Origin of the sequence: Finegoldia sp. BIOML-A1 (assembly GCF_009678325.1) — a bacterium.
GTDB classification, from domain to species: domain Bacteria; phylum Bacillota; class Clostridia; order Tissierellales; family Peptoniphilaceae; genus Finegoldia; species Finegoldia magna.
Genome location: NZ_WKZF01000003.1, coordinates 25,849 through 46,709, shown reverse-complemented (window position 1 = coordinate 46,709; position 20,861 = coordinate 25,849). Strand labels below are relative to the sequence as shown.

Sequence of the window (20,861 nt, the reverse complement as noted above, 5' to 3'; positions counted from 1 at the left end):
ACTTTTAATTACATTATGTTTTCAATTTTGATGTTTTGATGTCTTTGTTTGTTAAATTTTTGATAATTAAACGTAAAAAAACAGACCGTAAAAAACGGTCTGTAAAATATTAAGCTTCTTTAGCAGGAGCTTCTTGAGCTTTTGCTTTAGCTTGTTCTTCTTTTATTTTAAGTCCTGGATAAATAGCTTTTGTAGGACATTTATCTACTGCTTTTTGAACTTGTTCTGGATCTAATCCTTCTGCATTGTTGAAGTGCGCTAAGTTATCTTCAACGCTGAATCCATCTGGACACATTTTAGCACAAATTCCACAAGCTATACATCCAACTTTACAGTATTGTCTTACATCTTTACCTTTATCGTGACTGTTACATCTTACATAAACGTCTTGATCGTAGTCAACAAGTTCAATAATATTTCTTGGACAGATTTCAATACATTTTTTACAAGATGTACATTTTTCTTTATCTACTAATGCAATGCCATTTACAATGTGAATCGCATCGAACTCACACACATCTACACAGCTTCCGCAACCCAAACATCCGTCTGGACAAGTTTTGCTTCCACCTTGAAGATTATGGTTAACTCTACAATCCATAATACCTTTGTATTTGAATTTTTCAGTAGCGTATTCTGGAGTTCCTTGGCACATTACACATGCAACTTGCTTTGCAGAATCCACTGCATCAGCTCCCATGAATGCTGCTAATTTGTCGGCAGTTTCTTTTCCACCAACTGGACAAGCATTACAAGGTGCTCCTTTGTTTACGATGGCATCTGCAAGTCCATCGCAACCTGGAAATCCACAAGCACCACAGTTTGCGCCAGGTAACATTTCTCTTACTTTAAGTACTCTTCTATCAACTTGAACTTCGAACTTTTTAGATGCAAAACCCAAAAGCAATGCAAATAAAATTCCTAGTGCTCCTAAGATTATAAATGGAGTTAAAATTGTCATTTATTACCTCCTATACCAATCCGCCAAATCCGAAGAATGTCATCGCCATTAATCCAATAGTAATAAATGCGATTGGTACACCTTTAAAACTTTCAGGAATATTTTTGTTCAATGCGATTCTTTCTCTGATTGCAGCTAATAAAGTTATCGCTAAAATGAAACCTAGTGAAGCACCGATAGCACTTGCTAATGTTTCAATTAAGTTGTATTTTTCTTTTACGTTTGCTAATGCAACACCCAATACTATACAGTTTGTAGTTATAAGAGGCAAAAACACACCAAGTGCGGAGTACAAGTTTGGACTCATTTTCTTTAATGCCATTTCTACGAATTGTACCAATGTCGCAATAACCAATATGAACACTATCGTTTGTAAGTATTCAATGTGAAATCTTTCTAGTATTTGAATTTGTAGAACGTAAGTAACGACAGATGCTATTGTGATTACAAAGAATACTGCCATACCCATACCAATAGCTGTTTCTGTTTTTGAAGATACACCTATCAATGGGCAAAGTCCTAAAAATTGACCAAATACGTAGTTGTTTACTAATAAGTAAAGAACTATTATTTTAAATATATTTGCTAACATTAGTCTTCACCTCTCATATTGTTCTTCTTTCTTTCTTGTCTTGATAAGAAAGAATTGTAAGTAGCTAACAATATTCCAAGTACTATGAATGCTCCTGGAGCTGCTGACATAATACCAATTGGAGGAATATCTCCTATTACAAGTTTTCCTAAGATTTTTCCTGAACCTAATAACTCTCTGATGAATGCAACCAAAATGATTACAATACCATATCCCAATCCATTTGAGATACCATCTAACAATGATAAGAATACACCATTTTTAGATGCAAAAGATTCGGCTCTCGCTAAGATTATACAGTTTACAACGATTAGAGGAACGAATGCTCCTAACGAACTGTATAATGCTGGAACAAATGCTTGAAGCATCATTGAAACTAATGTTACGAATGTTGCGATTACAACGATATATGCCGGAATTCTAACTTTATCCGGAATAAAATTTCTAAGTAATGATATTACTATGTTTGAACAAATCAAAACGAATGTGAACGCCGCAGTCATACCAATTGCGTTTTCTACTGATGTTGATACACCAAGTACAGAACACAAACCTACCAATTGGATTAAAACTGGGTTGTTCTTAAGAATGCTGCTTTTGAAAACTTTAGCCGCTTTACCTTTTTCCATAATTTCCCTCCTATTTTAATCCTGCATTGGCCTTTTGAGCTACATTCAATGCGTTTTTGGCTGCTGTAGTGGAATAAGTCGCACCACTTAGAGCTTGAATTTCGTTGTCAGCTTGTGGTTTTTTAACAGCTGCTAATTCTTTTTCCATAGATTTTCCAATAACTGAATCTACAAATTCAGGATCTCCAATTCTACTTCCAATTCCTGGAGTTTCTTGTGATTCAAGAATTGAATATCCAACGATTTTGTTCTCATTGTCTACACCAACTACGAAAACAACATTACCTGAATATCCACCAGCTCCAATTGCTTTATATACATGACCTACAGGTTTGCCACCTTTGATAGCTTCTTGTACGTCATCTAAATTTTCGTCTTTTGCTTTTAAATCTTTAATTTTTGCTTCATCAAGTGGTTTAAAAGATTCCGCTTCAGGAAAAGCTACTTTTAAAGATTTTTGATAATTTTCTAGTCTCTTAGCTTCTATTATTGGTTCAGTAACTTGGTTTGCAAATGCAAGTACTACCGCACTAATTGCTGTGATTATAAACAATCTAATAGCTAAATTTATTGAACTTCTCATATTCCTTGTTTACCTCCTCTACCAATTGGTGTTGGAACTGTATATTGATCGATAAATGGTACAGCACAGTTCATGAAGATTATCGCATATGATACACCTTCTGGAAGGTTACCAAATTGTCTTATGATAGCTGTAAAGAAACCACAACCAATTGCAAATATAATTTGTCCTTTTGGAGTAACTGGACTAGTTGAATAATCTGTAGCCATGTAGAATGCACCCAAGATTAAACCACCAATAAATATGTTCATGCATGCATCTTGAATTCCTACGCCGCAAATAAGTAATGTTACAAATGTTGTTGCGATGTAAACTAATGGAATTCTAAGATTAATTACTCTTCTGTATAATAGATAAGCCACACCGATAAGTAATGCCAACGCACTAACTTCACCGATTGTACCACCCAAGTTTCCTAAAAATGCATCCATAAAGCTAACTGGTTGACCACCTGATAAAACAGTCGCATAAGTTTCTGCATCCACTGCTTTTTGTGTTAATGGAGCAGTGTAGTTACTCATTGCTTGTGCCCAACTTGCCATTATGAAAGCACGTCCTGCTAATGCAGGGTTCATAAAGTTTGATCCAATTCCTCCGAATAATTGTTTTACAATTATAATAGAAAATACCGATCCTATAATAATCATTGGAATTGGTAGTGTAACTGGCACGTTAAATGCCAATAATATACCTGTAACAACAGCTGATAAATCGCTAATTGTAGAAGGTTGTTTCATTATTTTTTGATAACAATATTCTGATAAAACGCAAGCTGCAACTGCTGCCAATACCAAAACTAAACTTCTCATTCCGAATTCGTAAACACTCACTATCAAAGCAGGAACTAAAGCAATGATAACATCAAGCATAATTCTTTGAATAGATACTGCACTTCTTTGATGAGGAGCAGCTTCTACGATTAAATGAGATAAGTCGTATTCTTTTTGTACAATTTCTTTATTTTCCATAGACTATCCCCTTTTCCTTTGTTGTGCTTTTAATTGAGTCTTTGCGTGTACAATTGCTTCAACTAATGGTCTGTTTGATGGACAAACATAGCTGCAAGTACCACATTCTATACAATCATTCAAATGCATTTTTTCTGCTCCTTCAAAATCACCGTTCAATGATTTTAATTGTAAGAACAATGGCAATAAGCCGATAGGACATACATCCACGCACTTAGCACATTTAATACAAGGTTCTGGAGAAGCAAGAGTTGCATCTTTTTCATTCATAAAAATAATTCCGCCTGTTGTTTTAACAGTTGGAGCATCCAAGTTGTATTGACAAGCACCCATCATAGGTCCACCAACAACAATTTTATATGGAGTTTCTTTGAATCCGTCGCAATAATCCACTAAATCTTTGAATTTAGTACCGATTGGAACGTAAATATTCTTAGGTTCTTTGATAGCTGAACCTGTCATTGTAACTATTCTGTGAGTCAAAGGAATACTGTGAACTACAGCATCGTAAATCGCCATAGCACTTGAAATGTTCAAACCTTGAACTCCTCTTTCGTTTGACCTTTGAGCTTTAGAAATTTTCTTACCAGTAATTGCATTGATAAGTCTTCTTTCGTCCCCTTGTGGGTATTTAGTTTTAACAGCACAAATCGAAATATTTGTTTCATCTTTTGCAGCATTTTTCAAAATTCCGATTGCCTTTTGTTTGTTATCCTCAACCCCTATGTATCCTTTGTCACAATCCATCAATTTCATGATAATTTTCAATCCACCGATTGCTTTTTGAGGATATAATTCCATATTAAGTTGGTCACTAGTTAAATAAGGTTCACATTCTGCCCCATTTAAGATTACTTCTTCGATTTTTACATCTGGTTTTTTCTTCATCTTAATGTGAGTAGGGAATCCTGCTCCACCCAAACCTACTATACCAGCTTCTTTTATTCTTTCTAGGATAACTTCTTTTGATAATTGTGTGAAATCATCATTTGTTTCAGTGTATCCTAATTCGTTTAAACCGTCTGATTCGATTACTACAACTTCACCTTTTTGACCATTTGACAATACCATCTGCTCAATTTTCATAACCTTTCCACTAACTGAACTGTGAACAGGTGCTGAAATAGTCGCTTTAGATTCACCAATTTTTTGGCCCACTTTTACCTCATCTCCTACTTTTACTGTAGGTGTACAAGGCGCACCAATATGTTGATGCAATGGAATATAAACCATTTTAGGTTCAAAATTTGTATCTAAAGGACAATTTTGAGTATAGGATTTATGATCATCCATGTGAAATCCGCCTTTAAAAGTCAGATTTTCTAAACTCATTTTTTCACCCCTTTAATAAAATAAAAAATGGTGCAGAGAAAGAGACTTGAACTCTTACGGGATTATTCCCACTGCCCCCTCAAGACAGCGTGTCTACCATTCCACCACCCCTGCGTGATAAAGACCTTTGTACAAAGGTCTTTTAATATTTGTTAATAATATTTTTGATTAATTTAATGTAGTTTTTCGCCCAAACTTTGAAATTTTTGTGCATATTTTCTTCTAGCTTAGTATCTTCGTAGAAGATCTTGTAAATATTGTATTGGTTTTCAACCTTTACAACGTAATATTTCGTCTCAGAAGAAGGAATATCGTCTAAAGTTTGACCATCTTTTGAAAAAGATTCGTTCGACAACCATTCTTTTACATTTCCAATTCCGCCGTTATAAGCTGCAATCGCCAAATCGTGATTTTTGAAATGGTGCAATAAATAGGACAAATAAGCCGTACCCATTTCAATATTCTTATCAGGTTTTTTCAAATCTTCCACTGTAAAGTGAGTGTTTCTCATATTGTTAATACTTTCAGCAGTATCTGGCATCAATTGCATAAGCCCCAAAGCTCCAGCTTTTGATTTTACACTTGGATCAAAGTTAGATTCAACTTTAATCACACTCATAACCAAAAGAGGATCCACGTTGTATTCTTTTGCGTATGTATTAACCAAATCGACATATTTCACTGGTCTTGTCATTGTTGAATAAGCGCTCACGCCAAATCCAACTAAAAACACAATCACAATAATAGAAATAATCGTGATTAAAAATCTTTTAATAAATTTCATAATTTTTTCCTATCTATTAGTTTGTCAACTTTTTGTAGCAGATCAGTTTCAGTCGTGTTGTTTACAATAACTTCGTCAAATTCACTAATTTTTTTCTCATAATCTAGTTGAGAATTAATTCTTGTAACTGCTGTATCGTAATCAAAGTTGTTTCTATCCATTATTCTTTGAATTCTGATATTTCTATCAGCTACAACTACCCAATCTTCGTCGACGTCGATATATTTGTCAATCAAATTTTTGCTTTCCAAACACATAGAAATTTCCAGAAAAATCAAATCAGATTTTTCCTTCTTAATTCTTTTTACTACTCTTAATATTATATCAGTATGTGTCAATTCTTCAAGTTTTTTTAGTAATGTTTTTGAATTAAATACAATGTTGGAAAGTTTCTTCCTATCGATGTTAGAATTTTCGTCTAAAATTTGTTCGCCAAACTCATCTATAAGCTTGTAATAAAGATCTGTTCCTTGTTCATAGATTTGGTGAGTAATCTCATCCAAATCTATTACAACAAAGCCTTTTTCTCTGATTCTTTTGCACACCGTACTTTTCCCACTGGCAATATTGCCACAAACTACAATGATTTTTTTATTTTGCATCATACCAATTATCTGCACTGTTAACATCAATCTTCATATCGACTTTCAAATCAACAGCATGTGTCATAACATCTTTCATAATTTCTAGAACTTTTTCTCTTTCATCTTGTGGACAATCAACAATAAGCTCATCGTGAACTTGCAAGATTAACTTGGCTTTTAGATTTTCTTCATTCAATCTATCGTAGAATTTCACCATCGCAACTTTAATTATATCCGCTGCAGATCCTTGAATTGGCGTGTTAAGTGCTACACGTTCTCCAAAGCTTCTGACATTGTAGTTTTTGGATTTTAATTCAGGAATGTATCTTCTTCTCTTCATTATAGTTTCAACGTAGCCTTTTTCCTTACCAATTGCAACTATATCTTCCATGTATTGTTTAATGCCTTTGTACGTGTTCAAATAATTTTCGATATATTCCTTGGCTTCTTTTCTAGTTATGTGCAAATCTTTACTCAAAGAATAATCTCCAATTCCGTAAACAATACCGAAGTTTACAGCCTTTGCGTTGGATCTTTGAAGTGATGTTACCTTGTCAAAATCAACCTTGAACACTTCGCTGGCAGTTTTTCTGTGAATGTCTGCTCCGTTTTTGAATGCATCAAGCATCACTTCGTCATTTGCCAAATCAGCCAATACCCTTAGCTCTATTTGAGAGTAATCCGCATCCAACAGTACACTTTCTTTGCTTGGAACAAATGCTTTTCTGATAAGTCTTCCTTCTTCAGTTCTGATAGGAATATTTTGCAAATTAGGATTAGTAGAACTAATTCTTCCAGTTTGCGCGATAGTTTGTTGGAAAGTCGTGTGGATTTTGCCGTCTTCTTTGATTAAATCAACCATTCCATCGATATATGTTGTTTTGAGTTTCGCAATAGTTCTGTATCTTAAAATGTAGTCGATGATTTCGTGTCTACCACTTAAAGCCTCCAAAACTTCTTGGTCTGTCGATGGACCAGTTTTGTTCTTTTTTATTATAGGAAGCTCCAAATCTTCAAATAACACTTCTGCTAATTGCTTTGATGAGTTGATGTTGATTTTCTTACCGATAAGTTCCTCAACACTGTCTTCGATTGATTTTATCTCATCTTCGAAAAGTTCTCCCATCTCAACCAAAGTTTCTTTTTCTACACAAACTCCCGTAAATTCCATATCGCACAAGACTTTTATCAAAGGAATTTCAACATCTCTGTAAAGATGCATCATATCCTCTTCTTCTATTTCAGAAATCTTTTCGTACAATTTATTTGTGAACATCATGTATTTTACTACGTAATTATCGATTTCTTTGTCATCTGATTCCAAAATAGTCTTCTTGGATCTGCCTTTACCTGTAATATCTTCAAGCGGCTTGAAATCATAACCTATGACTTTAGGATCAGACCTTTCCATGCTATAACTTGTCTTCGAAGGATCGAGCAAGTATTCTATGATGACAACATCGTCGTAATTGTACGAAATATCGATGCCATAACGCATCAAATGATAAATACATGGCTTGATATCAAATGAAAGCTTGTTGATATCTTTTGATTCAAATTCTTCCTTGAATGATTTTACAATGTCTACGTTTCTTGTGATATACACCTTATCAGTGTAAATTGCAAAAATCACAGGCTCATTGTCTACGTAATAATCATCATTGAACAATGCAAAAGTAAACTTTTTATTTTCTTTAATATAAGCTTTAATCTCATCTACATTTTCATCTAAGTCTTCGTATTCAAACTTTTCATTGGATTCTTCGTTTGGAAGTTTTTTGATAAAACTATTGAATTCTAGTTTTGTAAGAACTTCAATCAAATAATCATTGTCAGCTTCTTTTATAGAACAATCATCAATTACAAATCCCATTAAATCTTTTGGAACATCTGTGTTTATCGTTCCAAGTTCTCTACTCAAATAAGCGATTTTTTCTCCATCAATTACTTTTTGCTTAGTTTTCTTGCCTGAGATTTCATCTACATGTTCGTACAATCCTTCAATACTTCCGTATTTTTGAATGTATTTAAGAGCAGTCTTCTCTCCAACTCCATCAATTCCAGGAATATTGTCTGATTTATCTCCCATCAAACCTTTCAAATCAATCATTTGCTTAGGAGTAATTCCGTATTCTTCTTTTAGTGTATCCACATCGTAGATTTTTGTTTCAGTAATTCCTCTTTTTGTAAGAACAACTTTTGTATTTTCGTCGATAAGTTGTAGATAATCCTTGTCACCAGTCAATAAATACACATCGTAGTTTTTTAATGAAGCTTGTTTTGCCAAAGTTCCAGCGATGTCGTCTGCTTCATATCCTTTTAAATCAATGTATGAAACTCCCATCGCTTTCAACAATTCTTTTAGCATGTCGAATTGTACGATAAGTTCTTCTGGAGTTTCTTGACGATTGCCCTTGTATTCAGAATATTTTTCGTGTCTAAAAGTAGGCTCTTTTCTATCAAAACATACAACCACAAGCTCTGGATTGAGTTTATCCATCACAGAATAATACATATTCATAAAACCAAACACACCATTAGTATGCACTCCGTCTTTTGTAGTCAAATCTCTGATAGCGTAAAAGCCTCTGAATAAAAGCGATGAACCGTCAATAATTAAAGCTTTTTTTGACATTTTATAATCCCTTGTTTTCTTTTTCAAAAGCCATTATCTTGTCAACTCTTCTTTGGTGACGACCAGCTTCGAATTCATTTTCCAAGAAAGTTTTGATGATAAGTTTGGCAACCTCATCTCCAATTACACGCGCTCCGATGCAAAGCACATTTGCGTTGTTGTGATTTCTGCTCATTTTAGCACTGTATACATCAGACACACAAGCTGCTCTTATTCCTTCGAATTTGTTCGCTGCTAAGCTCATTCCAATTCCTGTTCCACAAATCAAAATCCCTAAATCAGAATTTCCTTGTTGGATTTCTTCGCAAACTTTCTTTGCATAATCTGGATAGTCTACTGAATCAGCTGAATTTGTTCCCAAATCCACAACTTCATTTCCCAAACTTTTTATATATTCAACCATTGAATCTTTTAATTCAAATCCACCGTGATCGGCTGCTATTGCTATTTTCATAAAAACCTCCAAATATTTTATTAATTACATTTTATAATATGTTTATGTATTTATCAATTATTTGAAGAATTACACATTTTATGATAAAATATAGTTACAAAAATATGGGGATGTCTTGGTTTCGACAGGGATATTGAAGTTTGAATAGCGAGTCGTTTTCGTCTATAAACGTAAAAAAAGGACAACTAAATATAAACGCTGAAGATAATAACTTCGCATTAGCTGCCTAATAACGGCGGCCGATTCAAAAACTAGAAAATCGTCCTGCGTTTTCTTTTTGAATCTCAACTAATTAGCAGGAACATCTCGTATATTTTCCTTTGGTATATGAGATTATTTAAGAGGATATATCGATCATAGTTTTGTCAATTAAATTTTGATCGACGAATAAAACTTAATTGACTGCACTCGGAGAAGTTCTTAGGGATATATTTTTGGACAGGAGTTCGAATCTCCTCATCTCCACCACTAAAAAAGGGTAGCCTTACATAGGCTACCTTATTTTATTTGCTTTTTATTATTTCAATTCATTAATTATTACCGTTGAGTTGTCTCCTGCAAACACGTTGTGTTTCAAATTAGTTTGCGTATCAATGTATTCGATGCATTTGTCATCGTAAGTAAAATCAAATTTGCCTGATTTCTTGAAAATTTCTTTTCCTTCTGCGTTGTAAATTATAATCTCTCTTTTGATTCCACCGCTGTACTCACTTTTTACATTTTTCTTAAATCTTTGAAATCCTGCTGATTTGAACACTAATGCACTGCACGACGCCAAAAATATAAGTACAACTACCAAAATAATCAATATTTTTTTCTTCACATTTTTCGTTTTATTTTCTTCTGGCATTTTATTCCCCCTTTTTGATTTTCCAAATTTTTATGAAACGCTTTTCAAATTATAAAAGAACGTTTTAAAATATCGTTGTTATTTGTCGTGCTAAAATACTTTAACACTATATGATTTATTCGTTAAATATTTCGTTTTTTATTTGACTAAACGATTCCAATATTGATATAATATTATTATAGCAGAAACATATAAGTTTTTGTACAAATTACAAAAGGAGTGATTTATTATGGCAAACGGAGTACTTCATATTCCAGGTTTTATTCACTTTGGAGAAGGAGCTTTTTCAAAATTAAGTGAATTAAAAGGTAAGAAAGCAATCATAGTTACAGGCGGTAATTCTATGAAGAAAAACGGTTTCGTAGACAGAGCTTGTGAAGAATTGAAGAAAGCAAACATGGAAGTATGTGTTTTTGATGGCGTTGAAGAAAATCCATCAGTTACAACTGTTGAAGCAGGCGCTAAGAAAATGCAAGAATTCCAACCAGATTGGATTGTAGCATTAGGTGGCGGTTCTGCAATGGACGCTGCAAAATGTATGTGGGCTTTTTATGAACATCCTGAATTAAAATTCGAAGACATTATCGAACCAGGATCACTTCCAGAACTTCGTAAAAAAGCAAAATTTGTAGGAATTCCATCAACTTCTGGTACAGCAAGTGAAATCACAGCATTCTCAGTAATCACTGACACAGAAAAACATATCAAATACCCATTGGTATCTGACCACATCGTTCCAGACATCGCTATAGTAGATCCAGTCCTACCATCTAAGATGCCAAAATCAGTTACAGCAAATACTGGTATGGACGTTGTAGCACACGCAACTGAAGCATTAGTATCTAATATAGCTAACGATTATACTGATGCACTTGCAATTCACGCATTGAAATTGGTATTTGAATATTTGCCAAAAGCTTGTGAAAATCCAGATGACATGGAAGCTCGTGAAAAAATGCATAATGCATCAACAATGGCAGGTATCGCATTCACATCAGCTTCACTTGGTTTAGTTCACTCATTAGCACACAAAATTGGTGGAGAATTTGGAATTACTCACGGACTTGCTAACGCAATTCTACTTCCATACATCACACAATTTAACAGAAAAGCTACTGATAAAGTTGATTGGATTGAAAAAGAATTAAACGTTGAAGATTATCCTATCGCCGTTAGAGAATTAGCTAAAAAAGTTGGCATTCCACCAACATTGAAAGAAGTTGAAGAAAAATTCGGATTTAACAAAGAAAAATTTGACGAAGTATTAGATGAAATGAGCAAGAACGCTTATGAAGATCCATGTACTTTGACAAACCCACGTGAATCAAATCCAGAAATAGTTAAAATGATATTTACTCACGCTTACAACGGAGAAGATATAACAGAATAATATAACTCAAAAAATCCTGCGTAATGCAGGATTTTTTATTGCTTTTATATTTGATTTTCCAAATACTCTACGAATTTTTCAATTTGCTCTTTTACATTTTCGTATAATTTTTCAATCCACCTTTTAGGAATTTTAGAATATCCATGAATTGATCCACTGATACTCCCAGCTATTGCAGCTATCGTGTCAGAATCTCCCCCGTGATTTACAGCATTTATAATACAATCTTCAATTGAATTTTCCTTAGCCCAATGAATCGCATTATTGAAAGTGTTCACGATATATCCTGATGGTTTTAACAATTGCGTATCTTTTAGTTCATGAGTTTTCCCGTTGATATTATCTCTGATAATTTGTGTGTATTTTCTTAAAATTCTGTCACACATTTCGTTATTGTGAGTGAGTCGTCCTTGTTTTATATTCAAATCTTTAGAAGTTTCATTATCTAGCAGTGCACAAGGAAGTGCTCTCATCAAACTTCCATTTCCAAGCGCTGTATCATCTTCTTCGATAAATATTTCGTACTGAATGTAGTGTTCGATTGCGCGTCTACATTGATTGCCAATACCTCTTGGATGAGTATTGTACCACTCCACGAAATTTTTTATAGTATTTTTCTCAAAATTATCACGGTCATTTTCCATCAGAGAATTCATAACGCAAATACTCATATCAGTATCATCAGTGCATTCTCCTGGATTCAAATCAAGCCAACCACCTCCGACAATATCTGTAATCCTGCCGTATTTTTCAGAGATTTCTTCTTCTGTCATAAATTCCGTCGTAGCTCCCATGCTATCACCTATCGCAAATGCATACAACGCTCCTTTGATTTTGTCTTTGTAATCAGAGTTCATTTTTTCATCCCCTTTTGTATATTATATCTCAAACCGATAGCTTATTGAATTTATCAACCATAAAAACATTTACATAGTATCAAAATATGATAAAATAATTTTAGAGGTGAAAAAATGAAATTTACAGAATACAAATACACTAGACCTAACTTCGAAGAAGACAAGAAAAAGGTCGAAGATTTTATCAAAAGATTTAACGATTCCACAACTTCCGAAGAACAAATCAAAATCATGGAAGAAATGGACAAATACAAGAAAACATTAAGCACTAATGTCAACCTTGCATACATTCGTCACACGATCGATACAAACGATGAATTCTACAAAGAAGAACAAGATTTCTTGGATGAATACATGCCACATTATTCAGTTCTAGACACTAAAATGTACGAAGCTATCGACAACTCCAAATTCAAAGACGAATTGGTTAAACATTTCGGACAACATTTGTTTGATTTAATAAGCTGTCAATTGATTTTTAATGAAAAGGCTGTTCCTTTTAAGCAAAAAGAAAACCAATTAACTACTAAATACAACAAATTAATAGCTTCTGCTCAAATCGAATTTGACAATAAAACATTGACATTGTCACAAATGGCTCCTTACACACAATCAAAAGATCGTGATGAAAGAAAAGCTGCCACAAGAAAAATCTCAGAATTTTTCGCAGAACATGAAAAAGAAATCGACGATATTTACGATGAAATGGTTCACGTTAGAACAGATATGGCTAAAGCTTTAGGATTTGATTCATACATTGAATACCAATACAAATCATTAATGAGAACTGATTATGACAAGAATGATGTTGCAAAATACAGAGAATTTGTCAAAAAATACGTAACACCAGTTTATCTTGAATTGAGAAAGAAACAATCTAAGAGAATTGGCATTGAAGACATGAAAGCTTACGATAACAACGTAATGTTCACTGATGGTAACGCAAAACCTCACGGAGAAAAAGACTTCTTGGTAGATAACGCTAAGAAAATGTACTCAGAATTGTCACCAGAAACTAAAAAATTCTTCGATTTTATGTATGAAAGAGAATTATTCGATTTGGAAAGCAAAAAAGGTAAAGAAGGCGGCGGATATTGTACTACAATTGAAGATTATGAATCCCCATTTATCTTCGCAAACTTCAACGGAACTACTCATGATGTCGAAGTAATGACTCACGAAGCAGGTCATGCATTCCAATCTTATACTTCAATGGACGGAAGAATTTTCGAATACATCTGGCCAACATTTGAAGCTTGTGAAATCCACTCAATGAGTATGGAATTTTTGACATGGCCATGGATGGAATTGTTCTTCGAAGAAGAAACTAACAAATTCAAATTCTCTCACTTAGATGGAGCTATCAGTTTCATTCCTTACGGTGTAACTATCGACCATTTCCAACACTTCGTATACGAAAATCCAGATGCAACAGCTGAAGAAAGAAAAGCAAAATACCACGAAATAGAATTGATGTATCGTCCAAACTTAGATTATGATGATGAATTCTTAGAAAAAGGAACTTGGTGGTACAGACAAGGTCACATCTTCAACAACCCATTCTATTACATTGATTACACATTGGCACAAGTTTGCGCATTCCAATTCTTATTGAAATCAAGAAAGAACCGTGAAGAAGCATTCAAAGATTACCTTGAAATCTGTAAAGTTGGTGGAAGCCAATCATTCTTCGGAATAATGAAAGCTGGTAACATCAAAAACCCAATGAACGATGGAGTTCTTGAAGAAATCCTTCCACAATTATTGGAAATATTAGACGAAATAGAAAAAGAATTATAAAATTTAAGAGTGGACATAGTCCACTCTTTTTTTGAATATAAGAATTGTTTTTTTTTAGAAAACGTTTTATAATTAAATTAAATAAACAGTTTGGAGGCTTTTATGAAACGTAACAAATTACTTGTGATTTTACTGTCTGTACTGATGATGTTCTCATTCACAATGTGTGAGAGTAAAACTATGTATTCTTACAATCCGTATTCTGAAAGATACGGCATTAGTTCTGATGAAGACTTAAAAAAGGCTATGCAGTCAATGAAAGAAAACGAAGATTATCCAATTTACAAGGATGGTCAAGAAGAATCCAAAATTCACAGACAATATCTATTGGATTTGTATGAGAAAAATGATTTGTCTGCAATAAAAACCTACATTGATAACAACAAATTACTATTAGGAAAGAATTAGAAAAAGGCGCTCAATTTTTGAGTGCCTTTTAAAATATATCTGATATTACCGATCTTATGCTATCAAATTGTTTGATTTCAAGATCGTATTTTTGTGTTAGTTTCGTGTTTTGTGAGATGTAAACTTTTTTGTATCCCAATCTTTCGATTTCTTTTAATCTGGTTTCTATTTGTGGAACTCTTTTGATTTCTCCTGTCAATCCAACTTCTCCAATGAACACAACATCAGATGGAATTGGTTTGTTCATAAGTGATGATGCAATCGCCATTATTATGGACAAATTCACGGATTGTTCTTGGATTTTGATTCCTCCTGTGGTTTTGATGATGACATTCTTGTCGTACATATTCATCCCTGCGCGTTCTTCCAAGATAGAAATTAGCGTATTCAATTGGTCTTTACGAAGGCTATCTCCTATTCTTTGAGGATACGGAGTGAATGATTTGGACACCAATGCCTCCACCTCGACAACCAAAATTCGTGACCCTTCTTTTATTACAGAAAGCGCTGCACCATTTACATCTTTTTTCCTTTTCGTGACGAAATAATCAGACGCATCGGTGATTTCTTTTATTCCATCTTCTTGCATATTAAACAATCCAATCTCTCCAGTTCGACCAAATCTGTTTTTCGTCGTTGTCAACAATCTCAATGGATCGTCGCTTTCACCTTCCAAATAAAGCACAGTATCCACCAAGTGTTCAAGCGTTCTAAGCCCTGCCATTTCGTCTGATTTCGTCATATGACCAACCATAATCGCAAGAGTTGGCTTCTCTGGATTTTTGCAGATTTCTACGATTTTATTCGCACATTCTACAGTTTGCACAGGAGAACCTGGACGTGAAGTGTACTCACGAAGCTGGAATGTTTGAATACTATCCAAGAAAATCACATCTGGTTTTATTTTGTGAATAGAATCCAAAGCATTGTCCATGCTAGTTGTTGAAATCAACCAAATATTTTCCGGGATTTTCTCCATAGTTCTCATCGCACGTTGTTTGATTTGAGATGTGGATTCTTCTCCAGAAATGTAGAGAACTTTTATATTTTTAGAAGCCAAATCATTTGCAAGTTCCAACAGCAAAGTCGATTTTCCAGCTCCTGGTCTTGCAGTTAGAATTGACACGGAATCTCTGACAAGTCCCCCACCAAAAACTCTGTTTAATTCAGTAATCGACGATTGAATTCTCTCTGACGAATCTATCTTTACATCTATTAATTTAACCGCTTTTGAAGATTTGGTTGAACTTGTTGTTGTAGTATTCGATTTTTCATCTACGATTTCTTGTTCTTGCATAGAACCCCAGCTGTTACAACTGGGGCATTTTCCTATCCACATTGCTTGCTCGTAGCCACAATTTTTGCACACGTATTTTGTTTTCTTTTTCATATTATTGTTTCACAGTCTTTTTGCGTCTTACATATCTTCTGAAGCTAACCTTGTCGTTAACCACAGTTATAGTTGTTTTTCTATTTTTGTCGATATCTCCGTTCAGGATCTTGTCGGCAAGTTCATTTTCAATATCCGTTCTTATAAGTCTTTCAAGAGGTCTTGCTCCAAATTTCTTGTCGTATCCTTTGTCTACAAGATAATCCAAGATTTTTTCGTCGTAAGAAATTATCAAATCATTCTTCGCCATTCTCTCAACCAATTCATCCATCATAAGTCCTGCAATTTCTTTTACATTTTCCTTATTCAAATTGCTAAACACAATCACATCGTCTAATCTATTCATAAATTCTGGCTTGAACATCGACTTCATCGCATTGTTGATAGTTTCTTTGTTTCTGTTGTATTCATCAACTTCAACATCTTCTGCTGTATTAAACCCAATTACATTTTTGCTTTCAAGTTCACTTGCGCCAATGTTTGAGGTCATTATAATTACAGTGTCTTTGAAATTAACCACACGTCCCTTGGAGTCTGTAAGTCTACCGTCGTCCAAAACTTGCAAAAGCGTGTTGAAAACATCTGGATGAGCCTTTTCGATTTCGTCAAACAATATCACAGAATATGGTTTCGTACGCACCATGTCTGTTAATTGTCCGCCATCATCGTGACCAACATATCCTGGAGGAGATCCTATCAGTTTTGATACGGAGTGTTTTTCCATATATTCTGTCATGTCAATTCTAATCATCGCATTCTCATCATTGAACAATTCCTTAGCAAGTTTTTTCGCCAAGTATGTTTTACCGACACCAGTTGGTCCGACAAATACAAACGATCCAATTGGCTTATTAGGATTTTTGAGTCCGACACGCGCTCTTTTAATTGCATTAGAAATTGAATCGATAGCCTTGTCTTGTCCGATGACAACTTTTTTCAAATTATCAGCCAAATACAAATATTTTTGCGATTCTGATTCTGTTAGCTTAGACACTGGAACCTTCGCCCAACGTGACACAATATTCGCTATTTCATCGAATCCAATTTCCAATTTGTTTTCGTCTTGGTCTTCTTCTTCCATTTCTGCTTCTACTTCCTTGATGGCATCTCTTTTTTCTGCTGCAAGCAAAAAGTCAGAATTTTGAATAGCTTCTTGCTTTTCTGCTTCTAATTCTTCTAGAATTTTCTCATAATTTTTGCCACCAGTGAAGTTTTTCACTCTAACCATCGATTGAGCTTCATCTATCAAATCTATTGCCTTGTCTGGCAAATATCTGTCATTCAAATATCTGTGCGATAATTCAACACTCGCTTTGATTGCTTCGTCACTAATTAGAACATGATGGTGTGATTCGTATTTGTCCTTCAATCCTTCAATAACTTGTATAGAATCCGAAACAGAAGGCTCATCTACCATGATAGTTTGAAGTCTTCTCTCAAAAGCTTGGTCCTTTTCGATAGTTTTTCTGTATTCATTGATAGTTGTAGCTCCGATTATTTGCAAATCGCCTCTCGCCAATGATGGTTTCAAAATATTTGATGCATCCAATGCCCCTTCTGCACCACCAGCGCCCATCAACGAATGAAGTTCATCTATAAACAAAATTTTGTTTTCAGAATTTGACAAAGTATCGATAACTTTTTTGATTCTTTCTTCAAAATCTCCTCTGTATTTTGTTCCAGCCAACAACGCCGCCAAATCCAATGACAAAATCTCCTTGTCCTTGAAAATATCATTCACATCGCCATTTACGATTTTGACAGCCAAACCTTCCACAATAGCAGTCTTTCCGACACCAGGATTTCCAATCAACACAGGATTATTTTTCTTACGTCTAAGAAGAACTTGAATAATCCTTTCGATTTCTTCCTCACGACCGATACATGGATCAATCTTTCCCTCTTTTGCCAATTCGTTCAAATTCTTAGTGTACTTTTCAATCTCACTTGACTTAGAAGAATTAGCTGATGTGTCATTGACATCTCCTTGTTCTCTCTTCATCTTCATAAAGAAATATTTTCGAAGTTCCGCTGTCAATTTCATAATATCCACGCCTGTTCTTTTCATCAAATGATTAGCGTAGTTAGAACTATCCATGCAAAGCGCTGCCATAATGTGTTCTGGAGTAATCACTCTTTCTCCGTAAGTGTTAGACAATCCCACAGCTTGAGTGATTATTTCTTCAAGTTTCGGGCTAATTCTTTGATTAGTTTCCTTGCTGTCTCCATAACCCAACTCATCTATAATTAAATTTCTAATTTTTTCGTAATTTCCACCGTGTTTTTTCAAATATTGAGACGCCTTGAAATCAAACTTGAACATAGCAAGTAGCACATGCTCGACTCCAAGATCCGCGTGCTTCAAACTAATTGCCTCATACACAGCCTCAGTTCTTAAATTATAAATATCTGATTTTCTCAATTTTTCACCTGTCTTTCCAAAGTATCCTTGATGATTTCGCTTCTCAAAACTCCAATGTTTTGATTCAATTTATTGTTTTCACGAAATTTTTCAAGCTTCAACTTATTTGTCTTATCGTACAAGTCCAGAATATCATCTACATTGAACCCATCGACTATGCCAAAATCGATAGCTATCAGTAAATCTCCAATCCTGTTCATTCCTTCAATTTCATCCAAAACTCTTGAATATTTTAGCATCGACACACTTCTCAAAAGGTCATCCTTAAACTCAGGATTATTTTCGAATAAAATGCGTCTATTTTCAATTTCCTTTCTAGAAATCGAATCAATCAAAAGCGTCATATCATTGATAATATATTCAGGATCCATCAAATGACCATTAGTCGTAAGCCTGTAAATCGAACTTTTCGTATTGGAATTGAAAGCTCTCTCAAACATATATCCTCTGTATCTTGCGACATCTTGAATATCGTCAATCTTGTTGAAATACTCCAAAGCCTTCAAATTCATACACACGCTCACACCCATCATACAACCCGAATCGTAGAAATCATCTGACAAATATCCAAAATCAATATCGAAAGCAAAATTCAACTTGTCATTCAATTTTTCTTCAATCGTTAAACATTTTTCGTAAATATCTCTCAAATTTTTTCCAAAATCGTAAGCAGTAATACAAATGTGGTCATTGTCTGCCAAAGTAAACACGCATTTTTCATAGCTATTTATAATAACTTCGGGAGACACATCCTCGTAATAAGCACTGGAAATGTATCCTTGTTTTCTAAGATAATCCCTGTTCGTGCTTTTAGTATCCTTAAAAGAATAAACGCTAGACTCCTTCAAATATCCCAAATTATCCAATTCTTTTCTAATATCTGATTTCATATCGTCGCAAGAATCCGTATCTATAACCAACATAAAATTATAGTCCGACAAATTCCTTCTAAACGACACATCAGATTTCATTACAACACTTGAATTATTCATAACATTTTTCCCTATATTCTTGTAATTTCAATTCCAAATCGTCAATCTTCGTTTGAATATCGTGACACTTTTCAAATTCCTCATTATCCATCGCTATGAAAAGCTCATCTGACAAACTATCTAACTTCTCCAAAATTTCCTTTGCTTTTTCAAAATTCTTAGGGAATTTTCCCCTGTAATATTTTGGATAGCTTTTTGAATTTCTCTTATCCATGATGAAATCCCTGAAATGATCGTAGCAATATTTGCAACCAATCGACGAATAATTTTTCAATTCATCAAACGGCATATTGCACACTGGGCACACACTCTTATCATCAGCATCTTTCTTTGACGGTTGTTGTACCTTTTCAAATGGTAAATGTTCCACCACATCAGAAATTTGTTTTGCGATTTCTTCAAAAAGCTCCTTGTTTTCGTTCAATTCTTCATTAGAATCAAACTTAAAATCAGAATTTGAAATAATCTCATTCTTCAAATTATTCATATATTCTTCATAGCAATCATGACACAAATTCACATCACGAGCACCAAAAGGCCCTACAATCTTCACTTGTATAAAAGCAGGTTTGCCACAATTATCGCAATTCATATAATCACCTCTATCTCATAAAAGCCAACAACATATTCTTCAACAAATCAGCCCTCAAAATATTCCTGTCATTAAAATCCACCTTCGACAAAGTATTATCCTCCAAAGCGTGAACCATAACCAAAGCTTCCCTTTCAGTTATCAAATCCTCATCCAAAAGCATATTAATAATATTGTTCGACTTATCCTTCGTAATTCTATCTCCAATAACATTTTCGACAATCTCCTTAATTGGATTACTGTCTTTAATTGTTAATTTTATTATTTTAACATATCCACTTCCACCGCGTCTACTTTCAATATAATAACCCTTGTAAGGAGTAAATCTAGTAGTCAGAACGTAATTAATTTGCGATGGAGCACAATTAAACTGATTGGCAAGATCATTTCTGCCTATTTCAATGAAATCATCGTCAGTGTTACTCAACAAATCCTTCAAAAAAGCTTCAATGCTGTTACTAAGCCCTGCCATACTATCACCTCTTTTGACTTTCTCTGACTAATTGAATAAAAAAATTTATCTTTCTTAAATTATACCATCTTTGACCTTTCATATCAACTACAAAATCCTACAACATTTCTAATATTTTCAAAATAAAAAGGAAAGCTATTATGACCTGAACCCCAAAATCCGGAAT

20 protein-coding genes, 1 tRNA gene and 1 other RNA gene are annotated in these 20,861 nt (G+C 34.2%); 4 read left to right on the top strand and 18 right to left on the bottom strand.

Annotated features, from left to right (window positions below; translation table 11 throughout):
* Nucleotides 1-109 precede the first annotated feature (109 nt).
* The 11 genes from GKG00_RS04155 to rpiB all read right to left on the bottom strand — a co-directional run bounded on the left by GKG00_RS04155 (nt 110) and on the right by rpiB (nt 9,522).
* The gene (locus GKG00_RS04155) at nt 110-961 is read right to left on the bottom strand and encodes an RnfABCDGE type electron transport complex subunit B (protein WP_154254402.1); all 852 of its coding nucleotides are present in this window, start codon (nt 959-961) and stop codon (nt 110-112) included.
* A 10-nt stretch (nt 962-971) separates the two neighbouring features.
* Entirely contained in the window at nt 972-1,553 is a 582-nt protein-coding gene (locus GKG00_RS04150) for an RnfABCDGE type electron transport complex subunit A (protein ID WP_094205310.1), read from the bottom strand.
* Nucleotides 1,553-2,182 carry an electron transport complex subunit RsxE gene (gene rsxE / locus GKG00_RS04145; protein WP_154254401.1) on the bottom strand — a complete coding sequence of 210 codons (630 nt, stop codon included), beginning with the start codon at nt 2,180-2,182 and terminating at the stop codon, nt 1,553-1,555. Before rsxE ends, GKG00_RS04150 begins: the two co-directional genes overlap by 1 nt.
* Before the next feature lie 10 nt (nt 2,183-2,192).
* Entirely contained in the window at nt 2,193-2,765 is a 573-nt protein-coding gene (locus tag GKG00_RS04140) for an FMN-binding protein (protein WP_154254400.1), read from the bottom strand.
* Nucleotides 2,762-3,733: an RnfABCDGE type electron transport complex subunit D gene (locus tag GKG00_RS04135; protein ID WP_094206812.1), complete on the bottom strand. Its 972-nt coding sequence runs from the start codon at nt 3,731-3,733 to the stop codon at nt 2,762-2,764. Before GKG00_RS04135 ends, GKG00_RS04140 begins: the two co-directional genes overlap by 4 nt.
* 3 nt (nt 3,734-3,736) lie before the next feature.
* The gene (gene rsxC / locus GKG00_RS04130) at nt 3,737-5,065 is read right to left on the bottom strand and encodes an electron transport complex subunit RsxC (protein WP_094205306.1); all 1,329 of its coding nucleotides are present in this window, start codon (nt 5,063-5,065) and stop codon (nt 3,737-3,739) included.
* 28 nt (nt 5,066-5,093) lie between these two features.
* Nucleotides 5,094-5,179, bottom strand: a tRNA-Leu gene (locus GKG00_RS04125).
* A gap of 28 nt (nt 5,180-5,207) precedes the next feature.
* Nucleotides 5,208-5,849, bottom strand: coding sequence for a lytic transglycosylase domain-containing protein (locus tag GKG00_RS04120; protein WP_002835551.1), 642 nt, complete (start codon nt 5,847-5,849; stop codon nt 5,208-5,210).
* Nucleotides 5,846-6,454 carry a dephospho-CoA kinase gene (gene coaE / locus GKG00_RS04115; RefSeq protein WP_241673653.1) on the bottom strand — a complete coding sequence of 203 codons (609 nt, stop codon included), beginning with the start codon at nt 6,452-6,454 and terminating at the stop codon, nt 5,846-5,848. The genes GKG00_RS04120 and coaE overlap by 4 nt, the downstream gene beginning before the upstream one ends.
* Nucleotides 6,441-9,068 carry a DNA polymerase I gene (gene polA, locus GKG00_RS04110; RefSeq protein ID WP_154254399.1) on the bottom strand — a complete coding sequence of 876 codons (2,628 nt, stop codon included), beginning with the start codon at nt 9,066-9,068 and terminating at the stop codon, nt 6,441-6,443. The genes coaE and polA overlap by 14 nt, the downstream gene beginning before the upstream one ends.
* A 1-nt stretch (nt 9,069) precedes the next feature.
* On the bottom strand, nt 9,070-9,522 hold the full coding sequence (gene rpiB, locus GKG00_RS04105) for a ribose 5-phosphate isomerase B (protein ID WP_154254398.1): 453 nt from the start codon (nt 9,520-9,522) through the stop codon (nt 9,070-9,072).
* 106 nt (nt 9,523-9,628) lie between these two features.
* On the opposite strand from rpiB, the gene ssrA reads away from it, so the two are divergent.
* Nucleotides 9,629-9,990, top strand: a transfer-messenger RNA (tmRNA) gene (gene ssrA / locus GKG00_RS04100).
* Between the two features lie 49 nt (nt 9,991-10,039).
* Here the strand turns inward: ssrA and GKG00_RS04095 are convergent.
* Complete coding sequence (locus tag GKG00_RS04095) at nt 10,040-10,372, bottom strand: hypothetical protein (RefSeq protein WP_154254396.1); 333 nt, start codon at nt 10,370-10,372, stop codon at nt 10,040-10,042.
* Between the two features lie 229 nt (nt 10,373-10,601).
* Here GKG00_RS04095 and GKG00_RS04090 point away from each other — a divergent pair, with 229 nt between their 5' ends.
* Nucleotides 10,602-11,762: an iron-containing alcohol dehydrogenase gene (locus GKG00_RS04090; protein ID WP_094206807.1), complete on the top strand. Its 1,161-nt coding sequence runs from the start codon at nt 10,602-10,604 to the stop codon at nt 11,760-11,762.
* Nucleotides 11,763-11,806: 44 nt separating this feature from the next.
* On the opposite strand, the gene GKG00_RS04085 is transcribed toward GKG00_RS04090, so the two are convergent.
* On the bottom strand, nt 11,807-12,619 hold the full coding sequence (locus GKG00_RS04085) for an ADP-ribosylglycohydrolase family protein (protein ID WP_154254395.1): 813 nt from the start codon (nt 12,617-12,619) through the stop codon (nt 11,807-11,809).
* A gap of 114 nt (nt 12,620-12,733) precedes the next feature.
* On the opposite strand from GKG00_RS04085, the gene GKG00_RS04080 reads away from it, so the two are divergent.
* Both GKG00_RS04080 and GKG00_RS04075 read left to right on the top strand, forming a co-directional pair.
* Nucleotides 12,734-14,419, top strand: coding sequence for a M3 family oligoendopeptidase (locus tag GKG00_RS04080; RefSeq protein WP_094208294.1), 1,686 nt, complete (start codon nt 12,734-12,736; stop codon nt 14,417-14,419).
* A gap of 102 nt (nt 14,420-14,521) precedes the next feature.
* On the top strand, nt 14,522-14,827 hold the full coding sequence (locus tag GKG00_RS04075) for a hypothetical protein (protein ID WP_154254394.1): 306 nt from the start codon (nt 14,522-14,524) through the stop codon (nt 14,825-14,827).
* 28 nt (nt 14,828-14,855) lie between these two features.
* Here the strand turns inward: GKG00_RS04075 and radA are convergent, their stop codons facing one another.
* Genes radA through GKG00_RS04050 form a run of 5 tightly spaced genes read right to left on the bottom strand, consistent with a single transcriptional unit; the run spans nt 14,856 to nt 20,695 of the window.
* Complete coding sequence (radA, locus tag GKG00_RS04070; protein WP_154254392.1) at nt 14,856-16,217, bottom strand: DNA repair protein RadA; 1,362 nt, start codon at nt 16,215-16,217, stop codon at nt 14,856-14,858.
* 1 nt (nt 16,218) lies between these two features.
* Complete coding sequence (locus tag GKG00_RS04065) at nt 16,219-18,639, bottom strand: ATP-dependent Clp protease ATP-binding subunit (RefSeq protein ID WP_154254391.1); 2,421 nt, start codon at nt 18,637-18,639, stop codon at nt 16,219-16,221.
* Entirely contained in the window at nt 18,636-19,631 is a 996-nt protein-coding gene (locus GKG00_RS04060) for an ATP--guanido phosphotransferase (RefSeq protein ID WP_154254390.1), read from the bottom strand. Before GKG00_RS04060 ends, GKG00_RS04065 begins: the two co-directional genes overlap by 4 nt.
* The gene (locus GKG00_RS04055; protein WP_094204256.1) at nt 19,624-20,223 is read right to left on the bottom strand and encodes a hypothetical protein; all 600 of its coding nucleotides are present in this window, start codon (nt 20,221-20,223) and stop codon (nt 19,624-19,626) included. The genes GKG00_RS04060 and GKG00_RS04055 overlap by 8 nt, the downstream gene beginning before the upstream one ends.
* Nucleotides 20,224-20,233: 10 nt before the next feature.
* Nucleotides 20,234-20,695, bottom strand: a complete 462-nt coding sequence (locus GKG00_RS04050) for a CtsR family transcriptional regulator (RefSeq protein WP_154254388.1) — start codon at nt 20,693-20,695, stop codon at nt 20,234-20,236.
* Nucleotides 20,696-20,861 lie beyond the last annotated feature (166 nt).